Below are 11,865 nucleotides of genomic sequence, written 5' to 3'. Positions count from 1 at the left end.
CTGCCGCTCGTGATCCGACAACACCAGCTCGGCCAGCCTCGGCCCAGGACGTCCCATGCACTGACTAACGACGGATCAAGGACTCAGGACACTAGATGTTGTCGCCGGAGCAGATCGGCGGGTTCGTCTCACGCGGCGTTGTCGGCTGCCCCGGCTTTCGGGCCAGGAGGTAGGCCTGCTGGCCCTGTTGGGGCCTCTCGCTCTCGTTGGGCTCGCGGATCAGGCGGGCATCCACCGCCAGTCCGGTTTGGCTCAGCAGCTCGGAGATGCGGTCGGGAGGCACCCAGTAGACGTCGAGGGAGAGCTCGTGCCCGTATGCGTTCTCCAGGCGTCGGTGTTCGTCACCTGCCTTGGAGGCGATGAGCAGATGGCCGCCTGGGGCCAGCACGCGGTGGAATTCTGCGAACACCACCGGCAAGAGCTCCGGAGGGGTGCCGCCCGGTGTGATGGTGTGTGGCACGCCGCTGTCGGAGCAATCGGGGCACGAGGGCCGACCGGTCGTCACGCTGGGCCGGGTGATCGCGCTCCGGAGCAGGGATGTCACCACTGCGCGGGTCGCGTGATCCAGCACCCGAAGCCTCACCTCCAGCCAGCACATCGGGAGACACCAGTGATCGGACAGCACGCCCCAGGACATCCCGTCGTCGTCGGAGAGGCGGGCGTCCACGTTCGTGCGCGGTGGTGGCGGGCCGGGGTGGTGGCAGGGGTGTGCGTGGCGCTGGCCGGTACCGGGGTGATCCCCGCGACGGCTGCGGCAACGGGGTCCGCGTCGGCCACCACCCGGGTGGGGACCCGGGGAGCTGACCCGGTGGTCACCTTCGCCTTCACCGGCGGCTCGCAGAGCCTCACCATCCCGGCGCAGGCGGTGGTCACGATCACCGCCGACGGCGCGGGTGGCGGCGACAACACCGGCACCTCCTGTTCCGTCACGGGGACGGGCGGGACGGGGGCGCGGGTCGTCACCACTCTCCCGCAGACCACCGCCCCGACGACGGTCACCGTCAACGTCGGCGGCGCGGGCGGCAAGGGCTGCAACGGTACGGGGGCGGGGGGTGCCGGCGGGTTCAACGGCGGCGCTCCGGGTGGGGGCATCCCGGTCACCGGTTTCCGGGCGGAAGGGCCGGGTGGGGGCGGGGCGTCCAGCGTCAGCGTGGGTTCCTTCCTGGTGGTCGCCGGGGGCGGCGGTGCCGCCGGGGGTACCGGAGGAAGCTTGAAGGGTGGCAACGGGGGCAACGGCGGGACGACACCCGACGCCACCGGCGGTACCGCGGGAAGCGCGACCGGCCCTGGAGCCGCGCCGGGGCAGGGTGGGGGCGGCGGCAGCACCAGCACGAACACGGGTGGTCCGGGCGGGGCGGCCGGCACCGTCGCGTTCTGTCACGCCACGACGGGTGCGCCGGGAAGCGGGTTCGTCGGTACCGCGATCGGCACCGGCGGCACCGGCGGGGCGATCGACGGCGGCTGTGCCGCCACTGCCACCGGTGCGGGCGGTGGCGGGGGCGGCGGGTACTTCGCCGGCGGGGGCGGCGGCAGCGCTGCCGTCAACAGAACCGGCACCCTGGCGAGCGGTGGCGGTGGTGGTGGCGGGAGCAGCTTCGCGACCCCGTCGGGCACCGGGACGTCCTACGCGGCCTCGACGATCGGGACGGCGAACCACAACGGCCAGGTGATCATCAGCTACACCGTGGGCAAGCCGGTCACCACGACCATGACCGCGATTCCCCAGACCACCCGGATCGGCTCCCCGGTCGTGCTCAGCGACACCGTCTGCCCCGGCGCGGGCTCCACGACCAGGCCCACCGGAACCGTCACGTTCACCGACACCACCACCGGGACGACCCTCGGTACGGGACGCCTGTTCCTCTCCCTCGGCAGGTGCGCCGCCGGCGGGACGGTCACCGCCTTCCGCACCGCAGGCACCCACACCATCACCGCCGTCTACAGCGGCGACTCGGTGTACCAGGACAACGCCGCCGACCCCGAGACCATCACCGTGACGGTGAGCCCCTGATCGGAACGCCGCCGCAGCACCGAAGGCAGACCCTGCCTCCACCGGTGGCGGGAGGAACTGGACTCCGCGACCTCCCCGTTCACCTGGTGGTGGGGCACCCTGGCCGAGGAGCGGGCCGCCTGGCAGGAGACGAGGGAGCGGCTGGCGCAGCGGCGCCGCCCGGCAGCTCGGCCTCGTCGGCTGCTGGCCCGCGTGGCTCAGGCGTGTCCGGTGGCGTGTTCGGTGGTGTGTTCGGTGGCTTGGCCACGGGCGTACGAGGCGAGGCGGTCGGCCAGGGCGGCGACGAGGGCGCGTAGTTCGTCGGGCCGCTCGATGGCGAACGGCCGGTCCAGTGAGGCGAGTACGGCGGGCAGCCAGTCGAGCCGCTCCACCCGCAGCTCGACCGTCCGCCAGCGTTCGACCGTCGCGTCGTCCTGGAGAGCGACGCCCTCAGCAGCGTCGTCCACCAGGCGCGCGACGCTCGCCGGGAGTGCGGCGCGGATCTGCCCGACCGTCCCGTGGATCCGGACCGTCACCTCGTACCGGTAGTCGGCCGTGGCGAACGCCGACAGCACGCGCTCCGCCGGATCCGGGCCGTCGGGCACGTCGAAGGAGCCGGGCAGGGTGCGGGCGTCCGCGATCCGGTCGAGGCGGAAGGTCCGGTCCTCGTCGAGCAGGGCGTCGCGGCCCGTGACGTACCACCGGCCCGCGTGGGCGACGATCCCGTACGCGTGCAGGGTGCGCTCGGTGCGGCGCCCGTCGCGGCCGGTGTGGCGGAGGGAGACCGGTCGGCGGTGGCGGACGGCGTCGGCGAGGGTGAGCAGGACCTCGGCGTCCGGGGTGGCGAACTCGCCGGGCCGGTCCGTGAAGGCGAGGGCGTCCAGGAGCGCGTCGAGCCGGCGGGCGAGGTGCTTGGGCAGTACCCGGCGGATCTTCGCCGCCGCGGTCTCGCCCGCCGTGCGCTCCGCCGTGCTCAGGCCCGTGCGGCGGCCGGCGAGCAGGCCGAGCAGGACGGCCAGCGCCTCGTCCTCGCCGAGCATCAGCGGGGGCAGCCGGTACCCGGGGGCGAGCCGGTACCCGCCGTAGCGGCCGCGCACCGACTCCACCGGGATGCCCAGCTCGCTCAGCTGGTCCACGTACCGCCGCACGGTGCGCCCCTGGACGCCGAGCCGGTCGGCGAGTTCGGCGACGGTCCGGGTGCCGCCGGACTGCAGCAGCTCCAGCAGGGTCAGTACGCGGGCGGTGGGTCGGGGCATGGTCGAAGCCTAGGCGGAATAGAGGACCGATTCTGTCTGGTATCCCGCCTAGCCTGCGACGTGCAGGTTCCCGAGTCCCGTTTCAGGTTCAGCCAAGGAGATCCCCATGGACTTCGTCTCGATCCGCGTCATCACCGCCGACGTCGCCCGCCTCGTCGCCTTCTACGAGCAGGTGACCGGAGTGCGGGCGGTGTGGGCCACCGAGGAGTTCGCCGAACTGGGGATCGGCGGGGCCACCCTCGCGATCGCCGGCACCCGTACCGTCCCGCTGTTCGCCCCCGGTTCGGCCCGCCCGGCGGACAACCACAGCGTGATCACCGAGTTCCTGGTCGACGACGTGGACCGCGTCCACCGCAACCTGACCGCCGTCCTCACCGAGGTCGTCGCCGGTCCCACCACGATGCCCTGGGGCAACCGGTCACTGCTGTTCCGCGACCCCGACGGCAACCTGGTCAACTTCTTCACCCCCGTCACCCCGGCGGCGCGGCAGAAGTTCGCCCGCTGAGCCCGCTGAGCCCGCTGACGCTGCTGAGGCCGCTGCCCGAGGAGACCCGCCCCTGGCCCGCGCGAGTCCGGTTCGACAGAATGTTCCGGTGACGAACTGGACCCGGATCCTGACGATGACCCGCAGCAACTTCCGTGCGGCCGACCCGGTCGAGCGGTGGACCGCCCGGGCGGCCTGGGCGCTGCTGACGGCGACGGCCTGGCTGCTGGTGATGTTCACGACCGTCTTCGGGGCCGAGGTCGCCGGGGTCCCGATGGGCACCGTGAGGTGGCTGGCGATCGCGCTCACGGTGGCGGTCCCCGCCGTCTCCTGGGCCGCCGTCACCTCCGGCGGCCCAGGCAGCCGCAGCGGGACGTCGGCGTTGACGGTCGCGCTGCTGGTGGCGGCCGTCCTGCTCGTCATCGCCTTCGTCTGAGCGATCGGGCGATCGGGGGAGAGCGACAGGAGGGGCCGCGGGTTACGCCTCGCCGACCAGGAGGCGGGCGTTGACGGTGGGGTTGCCGGCCTGGGCGAGGGGGAAGGCAGTGCCGATCTTCTCGGAGTGGCCGGGGACGTCGATCCGGACGCTCAGGGTGCGGTCCAGGACCTGCTCCCTCGTCAGCCGGAAGTCGATGTTGACGGTGGCGTGCTTGGCGCACGTCTCACACTGGCGCGGGTTGTTCGGCTGGAAGAAGAACCGCTTCGCGACCGGCTCGCCGTCGGCGAGCAGGCTGACGACGAACGACCCCGGGATGTTCAGCCGGTTGATGCCCTTCACCCGCACCGAGACCGGGTCGGCGCTGCGGAAGGAGAAGGTGCGGGCGGCGTCGATGCTGCCGGAGAGGTTCTCCATGACGGTCTCCGCGGGGGCGGGGGGCAGGTCCAGCCGGTCGTACCCGATGTCGGTGGCGATGGTCTGGTCGGCGGTCGCGGTGAACGGCGGCAGTGGGTTGAAGCTCGGGTCGGTGAGCCAGCTGTCGTCCCCGCCGGCGAGGGTGGTGCGGAACCCGGCCAGGGTGGTCGCGGTGTTGAGGTGCTGCCAGCGCAGCCACAGCCGGTCGATGTTGCAGTGGAAGAACCAGAAGACCGGGTCGAAGGCGGAGACCTCCTGGACGCCCATCGTCGGCCCGACCGATCCGTGGCCGCTGTCGTGGGCCTGGATCGAGAACTTCTGGTAGCCGTTGATGTCGGACGCGCCCCAGAGGGACTGGGCCATCGACGTGGCGATGTCGTCGAGGACCCCGAAGCTCGTCACGTTCGCCGTGATGTCGGCGACCGGGTAGCGCTTGGTCGTGTACGGGAAGAGCCCGGTGACCGGCGGCGTCGCGGTGGCGCCGGGATCGGCCGGCAGGACGTACTGGTCGAACGGCGGGTGCTGCAGGCGGTCCGGCAGCGGGGTGGAGATGTCCCAGTAGGGGAGCGTCACGTCCTGGCAGCCCGGGACGGAGCGCAGCGCGTCCTCGAACTCGCGCAGGTAGACGCGGTGCCAGGGGTTGAAGCGGGGCTCGTGGTGCAGGCACCAGGCCTTCGGGAGCCCGTGCTGCCCGGCCAGGGTGAAGTAGCCGTCCGGTGCGGTGCTGGAGCGGGCCATGACGCCGTTGAACGCCGTTGTCAGGAGCGCGAATTCGGCGTCGGTGAGCGTGGTGACGTCCTTGCGCAGCCGGGCCGGGGCCGCCCCGCCGGGCGGCGTCGTGACCGGTGTCGAGGTGCCGAGCGGGAAGCCGTTGACGATCCAGTTCTTGAAGGTCTGCGAGCGGTTGGCGCTCCACTTGCCCGCCGCGTCCGGGGGCATGCCCGCGTTGGGCGGCGAGGTGTGGGCGAAGATCGTGAGGGCGTTCTGCTTCACCCCGTCGTAGGTGCCGAGGTCGATGCCCTTGGTGGCCATGTGGGCCACGTCCTCGGGGCGGAAGTAGGTGCGGATGTCCGCCAGGTACGTCGGCGCCGCGACGACCGGATCGGGGTCGGGGGTGGTCGGGGGTGTGGTCACGGGTCCTCCGGCGGGCTCGGGTCGGGTGCTCGGGTCGGGTGCTCGGGTCGGCTGCCGGGCGCGGTGCGGGCGCCTTCGAACAGCGATCGCGAGTATGCGGGAGCCCGGAAGGTCCCTGTACGACCGACACGTGCCCGCGTGCGGAGATACGTCGACCGGCCGTCAGAGCGTGACCCGGTCCGGGGGCGCGGTGCGGGGCCGGTGACCTCGTGGTTCGACGACATCGATGTAGACCGGAGCCGCCGACCGTGGGTAGGGTGTGGCTGCTCCCGCCCGTCCGCAGCACCGCGTGCCCGTGGTCCTCGCGCCCTCCGCGCGTTCCGTACCGCTCACCGTCGGTACGACTCGGCCCGGCGCGGGCATGGGCGTCGGCACTCCGGGGCCCGGACCGGAGGTGGTGCAGCCCTCTCCCAGCGATTGGATGGCACGTGTACGACGGGCGGAAGGGATCGTCGAGTCCCTTCGAGCAGACGGTCTACCTGCTGTCCGCGGCCGGCCGGGCGGCGGACGGCCTGCTGGCGGACCGCTGGCGGGCCCGGGGGATGGGCCAGACCCACCTGTCGGTGCTCGCGGCGCTGTCCCGGCAGGGCGCGCACGCCCGGCCCGACCTCGCCGCCCGGCTGCGCCTGCCGGAGGCGGAGGTGTCCCGGGCGCTCGACGAACTGCTGGCCGCCGCGCTGGTGCAGTCGATGGTCGTCCAGGTCAACGGCCGCCACGAGGTGGTGACCCTCACCGCCGCGGGCGAGGCCGCCCTGGAGGGGCTGCACGGCGACGCCGCCACCGTCCAGGAGGACCTGCTGGCCCCGCTGACGAAGGGCCAGCGCACCGAACTGAACGCGCTGCTGCGGCGGGTGTGCGCCAGGGCGGCCCGCATCGCGGCCGGGCCGCAGTCCGTTTCGGGCTGACGCGCCGGGGCCGCTGTCGCGCCGGGTTCCGTCGTCGGTTGACGCGCCGGGTTCCGTCCTCGGTCGAGTTCAGGCCGCGCCGCCTCCGGGCCCGGCTCCGACCCCGTGCTCGCGGAGCGGGCCGACCTGCCAGCCCCGGGTGGCGCAGTGGTCGAGCAGCCGGGGCAGGGCGCCGAGGGCGGAGCGCCAGGCCTCGGGGGCCGAGGTGCAGTCCGAGTCGTGCAGCAGGACGGTGCCGCCGCCGTAGAGGTCCGCGGTGACGGTGCGGTGGACGGTGTCCGGGGTGGCGCGGCCGGTCCAGTCCTCGCCCCAGCTCGTCCACAGCACCGGGGTCAGGCCGAGCCGGCGGGCCGCGAGGTGGGCGCTCGCGCTCATGACGCCGTACGGGGGCCGGAACCAGTGCGGCGCGGTGCCGGTGAGGTCGGCGACGGTGTCGCGGGCCCGGCGCAGGTCCTCGTAGGTGGCGCGCGGCCCGCGCAGCAGCAGCGGGCGGTGCGCCCAGCCGTGCACGGCGATCTCGTGCCCGGCGTCGGCGATCTCCCGCACCAGCGCGGGCGCGCGGACTGCCATCGAGCCGAGCAGGAAGAAGGTGGCGTGCACCCCGCGCTCCTGGAGCACGGCCAGGAAGGCGGGCGTGGAGGACGGGTCCGGGCCGTCGTCGAAGGTGAGGGCCACGTGGTCGGGGCGGCCGGTCCCGGCGAGCCGGGGCAGCAGCCGGTTGCGCAGCGGCCCGTAGGTGGAGAGCACGGGAGCCGCGTGGAGGGCGGTGGCGGCGACGGCGGCGGTGGCAGCGGCGGCGCCGAGCAGCGGGAGCGCGCGGGGCTTCATGGGGGCCTCAGGAAAGGGAGGTCAGCGCGCCGAGGCGCGGCGGGCGGTGGGAGGTGAGCAGACGGTTCATGGTCGTGGTGAGCTCCGCCGGATCGGCGCCGCCGCACTCGACCAGGACGATCTGGCCGGGTCTCAGCTGCGGGGTGACGGCGCTGCCGCAGGCGATCCGGAGGTCCGGGACGACCAGGTGCTCGCGGTGGTAGGCGGCCAGGCCGAGGTCGAGGGCGTCCACGTCCCGGCTGGAGAGGAAGAAGGAGCTGCTCGCGCCGGTGGCGGAGCGCAGGGCGTCGGCCCCGGCCTCGACGGAGTCGCGGCGGGTGACGATCCCGCTCTGGTAGGGCGGGCCGTAGCCGGCGTTGACCAGGGTGAGCCCGGCGGCCGCGAAGCGGCGGACCTCGGCCGGGTCGGCGGCGGCCTCGTCCGTGTCGACCGAGACGGCGGCCTGCACGGCCGACAGGGCGCGCAGGGTGGCGTCGTCGAGGTGCCCGCCGTGCGGCGGGTGCACCACGAGGAAGGCCCGGCCGGTGCGGCCGGCGTCGACGGCGTCGAATCCGCCGTAGGCGACGGCGAGTTGGGTGCCGGCGGTGGACAGCCAGGCGGTCGCGCTGAGCGCCGCGACCGCGAGGCCGACGCGGCGACCCGGGCGGCGGTCGGGACGGCGCTCGGGACGGTGGTCGGGACGGTGGTCGGGACGGCGTGGGGTGGGAGCGGATGCGCGGGTGGGGGTGGCTGCCCGGTCGGGGCGGCGGCGTTGCGCGGGGATCAGCGGTGGCGGTCCGGCGTGCACCGGGGGCGCGGCGTCGGCCGGTAGGGCGGGGGAGGAGGCGGAGTCCGGGAGGGCGGGGGCGGAGCCGGAACTCGGTACGGCGGGAGAGCCACCGGCGGCCCGTACAGCGCCGGAGGAACCGGCCGCGATGGCCGCGATGGCCTCCGCCGGGCCGGACGCGTCGCGGTGCAGCGCCAGCCCCGCCTCCCGGTACCGGCGCCCGGTGGGCCCGTCGACCATGGCGGTGAGGACGGCCGCGAGGTCCGCCGGGTCGCGGACCCACGGGGCCAGGCCCGCCTGGTCGAGCGCGGCCGCGTTGGTCAGGCCGTGCCCGGGTATGCAGCGGTAGCTGACCACCGGCAGCCCGCCGGCGAACGCCTCCAGCGAGGTCAGGCCCCCGGCGTTCTGCACCAGCACGTCGCAGGCGTGCATCAGCCCGGGCATGTCCTCGACCCAGCCGAAGGCGTGCTCGACGCCGTCCGCCCGCAGCCGCTCCGCCAGGGCCCGGTTCTTCCCGCACACCACGACCGGCACCGCCGCCCCGGTGGCCCGCACCTCGGCGGCCACCCTCGCCACCTCGCCCACCCCCCAGGAACCGGCCACCAGCAGGGCCAGCGGTGCGCCCGGCGGCAGCCCGAACCGGGCCCGGGCGGCCGTGCGCAGGGTCTCCGTGGTCGGGGTGAACCGGGGGTCGACCACCGGGCCCGCGACCGCGACCCGCTCGGCCCCGTGCGCACGCGCCTGCTCGGCGGGGACGGGATGGGTCGCCAGGTGGAGGTCGACGCCGGGCGCCACCCAGAGCGGGTGCACGGAGAAGTCGGTCAGGTAGACCGCGGCGGGCACCGCCAGCCGGCCCCGGCTGCGCAGGGTGCCGAGCACCTGCCCGGCGATCGGGTAGGTGGCCACCACCGCGCGGGTGTCCGGCGGCAGCGCGCGCAGCAGCTTGCGGTGGGTGCTGCGCTGGATCAGCCGGATCAGCGCGCCCGGCCGGCCGGTGGACTCGGTGCTGGAGTAGATCCGCTGGTAGGCGGAGGGGGCGACGGTCAGCAGCCGCCGGTAGCACTCCGAGACCAGCGGTCCGAGCCCGGCGGGGACCAGGTCCAGGAAGTCCCAGCGGTCGACGGTGTGGCCCGACCCGGCCAGGCGCAGGGCGAGTTGGTCGGCGGCGCCGTCGTGCCCGGCGCCCACGCTCGCGGAGACGATGACGACGCGCCCGGCGGCGGGCGCGGACGGGCGGGACGCGTCGGCGTGGTGCGCCGATGCCTCGTGGAGGTGCGGGAGTTGCGACACGGTCGGCCGATCCTCTGGCGGTGACGGGGCAGGGGCGGGTGGCTTCCGGTGCCCGTCCGGGCACGATCCGGTGCCCGGACGCGGCCGGGGCGCGGGGGAAGCCGCCTGGTGCGACGAGCGGCGGCTGGGGCCGCGGCGAACCGCGGCACGGTCAGGATGACAGGGGCTTGCTGAAGATCCGCTTAAGCTCAACTACCCCTCCGGCGTGCCGCGATGAAGGCCTGCGGCCCGGTTTCCCGGACGGGTCGTACGGCTGTGGTAGCCGGGGCGGGGTGGGCCGAAACGCCGCCGGGCGCCGGATCGGGGACGAATCAGGGGAGACCCCGACGGGGCACAGGGATCCCGTGCCATGATGGCGCCGCCATGACCGACCTCGACGCCGGGCCCGCACCGCTGCCGGTGCGCGCCGCCGCCCTCGACCTTCGCGTGCTGCGGGCCCTGCCCTTCGCGACGGTCTGCCTCGTGCTGTCCGCCGCCGGGCACGTGCTGGCCTCGGGGGACCGGCTGTCGCCCGGCGTGCTGCTGCTCGGGTGGGTGCTGGTCGCGGCGTTCGCTGTGCTCGGTGCGCGGCGGGAGCGTTCGGCCCGGGCGATCGTCGGCGCTCTGCTGGGCGGCCAGGCGGGCCTGCACCTGTTGTTCCACGCGGCCGGTGCCGTTGCCGGGACCGGGCCCGCTGCCGGGTCCGGGGCCGGGCAGTCGGGGACGGCGCGGGGCGGCATCGGCGGTGCGGCCGGGACGGCCGGAGTGCCGGACATGGGTGGGATGCCGGACATGGCGGGCATGCCCGGGATGAGCGGCATGCCGGGGATGGCCGGGCGCCGGGGCGCCGCCATGACGCACGTCACGGCGAGTGCGGGCGCGGGCACCGCCCACCACACCGCCGTGGCGGCGACCCACCTCGGCTTCTGGTGCCATGCGACGCTCGTCGGGCTGAGCCCCGCGATGCTCCTGGCGCACCTGGGCGCGACCCTCGCCGCCGGCTGGTGGCTACGCCGGGGCGAGGCGGCGGTGTGGGCGCTGGTCCGGCTCGCGGCCCGCGCCGCCGAGGCCACCGGGCGGGCCTGCGCGGCTCAACTCCGAGGCGTGCTGGCCCTGTTCACGGCCCTGCAGGACGGGCTGAACGCCCCCGGGCGCGCGCTGCGCCGGGCCGCGGGCGCCGACCGCTCGGGCCGGGCGTGCTCGGCCTTCCTGCGCCACGTGGTGATCAGGCGCGGCCCGCCAGGGCTTGCGACGGCGTGACCGGAGCGGGGACGCTCCCGGGCCCGGCCGTCCTCCCGCCCCCGATCACCCACCGCACGCGACCTCCCGTACGGCGGCGACGACGGCCCGGTTCGGACACCGGCCCGCCGCCCGCCCGTGCGCGGCCACGCGTGCCCTCCTCTGGAGAACGACCGCATCATGCGACCTTCCAGCCTGACCCGCCCGACTCCCTTGACCCGCGTGACCGCCGTTGCCGCCCTGGCGGCCGCGACCGTCCTGGCCGCCGCCACCACGGCCTCCGCGCACGTCATCGTGGACCCGTCCAGCGTCCCGAAGAACGCCACCGACCGGACCTTCGCCTTCCGGGTGCCGAACGAGGACGACACCAAGAGCACCGTCAAGGTGGAGATCGACTTCCCGACCGACCACCCCGTCCCGTCCGCCCTGGTCGCGCCGGTGCCCGGCTGGACCGACAAGATCACCACGACCAAGCTCACCACCCCGATCCACACCGACGACGGGGACGTCACCGACGTGGTCTCCCAGGTGATCTGGAGCGGCGGCCAGATCGCCCCCGGCCACTACCAGGACTTCACCGTCGAGCTCGGCGCGCTGCCCGAGGGCACCGACCAGGTCGTCTTCAAGGCCCTCCAGACGTACAGCGACGGCAATGTGGTGCGCTGGATCGAGGAGCCCCAGGCCGGACAGCCGGAGCCGAAGAACCCGGCCCCGGTGCTGCACCTGACGGCCGCGGCCGCCGACGGGGACAGCGCGGGCGCCGCGACCCCGGCGCCGACGGGCGGTGCGACGGCAGCGCCGACGACGACGGCGACGGCGACGGCGGCGGCGGCGGCGAAGGCCGACGCCAGCGACTCCACCGCCCGCGGTCTCGGCATCGCCGGCATCGTGGTCGGCGTCCTCGGCGTCCTCGCTGCGGCGGCGGGCGTGCTGCTCGGCCGCCGCGGCCGCACGGGCACCTCGGCGTGAGCCCCCGGGCCGGTGCGGCGCTCTCCTGCCGCACCGGTCCGGCTCCAGGGCCCGTCTTCAAACTCCCGCCTGCGGGCCGACGCTCCCCCAGCCTTCGGCCGGGAGGTACCCCCAGGGCACAAGCGCACCTCGCCGCGTTGTCGTCGGTCGCCAATGCGCTGCATTGGGCTCC

11 protein-coding genes are annotated in these 11,865 nt (G+C 74.9%); 6 read left to right on the top strand and 5 right to left on the bottom strand.

Annotation, left to right across the window (positions count from 1 at the left end):
- Positions 1-91: 91 nt before the first annotated feature.
- Positions 92-667, bottom strand: a complete 576-nt coding sequence (locus ACFV8H_RS40215) for a hypothetical protein (RefSeq protein WP_380409570.1) — start codon at positions 665-667, stop codon at positions 92-94.
- 141 nt (positions 668-808) lie between these two features.
- Between ACFV8H_RS40215 and ACFV8H_RS40210 the strand changes: the two genes are divergently transcribed.
- Complete coding sequence (locus tag ACFV8H_RS40210) at positions 809-2,011, top strand: Ig-like domain repeat protein (RefSeq protein ID WP_380409568.1); 1,203 nt, start codon at positions 809-811, stop codon at positions 2,009-2,011.
- A 197-nt stretch (positions 2,012-2,208) separates the two neighbouring features.
- On the opposite strand, the gene ACFV8H_RS40205 is transcribed toward ACFV8H_RS40210, so the two are convergent.
- Positions 2,209-3,246, bottom strand: coding sequence for a helix-turn-helix transcriptional regulator (locus ACFV8H_RS40205; RefSeq protein ID WP_380409567.1), 1,038 nt, complete (start codon positions 3,244-3,246; stop codon positions 2,209-2,211).
- Between the two features lie 106 nt (positions 3,247-3,352).
- On the opposite strand from ACFV8H_RS40205, the gene ACFV8H_RS40200 reads away from it, so the two are divergent.
- Together ACFV8H_RS40200 and ACFV8H_RS40195 are read left to right on the top strand one after the other, a co-directional pair.
- Positions 3,353-3,751 (top strand): VOC family protein, encoded by a 399-nt coding sequence (locus ACFV8H_RS40200; RefSeq protein ID WP_380409565.1) that lies wholly within the window; start codon positions 3,353-3,355, stop codon positions 3,749-3,751.
- 88 nt (positions 3,752-3,839) lie between these two features.
- The gene (locus ACFV8H_RS40195) at positions 3,840-4,166 is read left to right on the top strand and encodes a hypothetical protein (protein WP_380409563.1); all 327 of its coding nucleotides are present in this window, start codon (positions 3,840-3,842) and stop codon (positions 4,164-4,166) included.
- A 42-nt stretch (positions 4,167-4,208) separates the two neighbouring features.
- Here ACFV8H_RS40195 and ACFV8H_RS40190 read toward each other — a convergent pair whose 3' ends face one another.
- On the bottom strand, positions 4,209-5,717 hold the full coding sequence (locus tag ACFV8H_RS40190) for a tyrosinase family protein (RefSeq protein ID WP_380409562.1): 1,509 nt from the start codon (positions 5,715-5,717) through the stop codon (positions 4,209-4,211).
- 428 nt (positions 5,718-6,145) lie between these two features.
- Between ACFV8H_RS40190 and ACFV8H_RS40185 the strand changes: the two genes are divergently transcribed.
- Positions 6,146-6,622 (top strand): MarR family transcriptional regulator, encoded by a 477-nt coding sequence (locus ACFV8H_RS40185; RefSeq protein ID WP_380409560.1) that lies wholly within the window; start codon positions 6,146-6,148, stop codon positions 6,620-6,622.
- A gap of 69 nt (positions 6,623-6,691) precedes the next feature.
- Here ACFV8H_RS40185 and ACFV8H_RS40180 read toward each other — a convergent pair whose 3' ends face one another.
- Positions 6,692-7,450 (bottom strand): polysaccharide deacetylase family protein, encoded by a 759-nt coding sequence (locus ACFV8H_RS40180; protein WP_380409559.1) that lies wholly within the window; start codon positions 7,448-7,450, stop codon positions 6,692-6,694.
- A gap of 7 nt (positions 7,451-7,457) precedes the next feature.
- Positions 7,458-9,506 (bottom strand): glycosyltransferase, encoded by a 2,049-nt coding sequence (locus tag ACFV8H_RS40175; RefSeq protein ID WP_380409557.1) that lies wholly within the window; start codon positions 9,504-9,506, stop codon positions 7,458-7,460.
- A 363-nt stretch (positions 9,507-9,869) separates the two neighbouring features.
- Here ACFV8H_RS40175 and ACFV8H_RS40170 point away from each other — a divergent pair, with 363 nt between their 5' ends.
- Positions 9,870-10,745: a hypothetical protein gene (locus ACFV8H_RS40170; RefSeq protein WP_380409555.1), complete on the top strand. Its 876-nt coding sequence runs from the start codon at positions 9,870-9,872 to the stop codon at positions 10,743-10,745.
- A gap of 201 nt (positions 10,746-10,946) precedes the next feature.
- Positions 10,947-11,693, top strand: a complete 747-nt coding sequence (locus ACFV8H_RS40165; protein WP_380409553.1) for a YcnI family protein — start codon at positions 10,947-10,949, stop codon at positions 11,691-11,693.
- Positions 11,694-11,865: the final 172 nt, after the last annotated feature.

The sequence above is a fragment of the Kitasatospora sp. NPDC059827 genome (assembly GCF_042731675.1).
Lineage (GTDB): Bacteria > Actinomycetota > Actinomycetes > Streptomycetales > Streptomycetaceae > Kitasatospora.
The sequence above is the reverse complement of the archived record's forward strand: the minus strand, read 5'-3'. Positions and strand labels throughout refer to the sequence as shown.

Bases quoted from the DNA above. Each gene is read 5' to 3' on its own strand.
- ACFV8H_RS40205 (WP_380409567.1), bottom strand. From the start codon at position 3,246: ATGCCCCGACCCACCGCCCGCGTACTGACCCTGCTGGAGCTGCTGCAG.
- ACFV8H_RS40180 (WP_380409559.1), bottom strand. From the start codon at position 7,450: ATGAAGCCCCGCGCGCTCCCGCTGCTCGGCGCCGCCGCTGCCACCGCC.
- ACFV8H_RS40170 (WP_380409555.1), top strand. From the start codon at position 9,870: ATGACCGACCTCGACGCCGGGCCCGCACCGCTGCCGGTGCGCGCCGCC.
- ACFV8H_RS40200 (WP_380409565.1), top strand. From the start codon at position 3,353: ATGGACTTCGTCTCGATCCGCGTCATCACCGCCGACGTCGCCCGCCTC.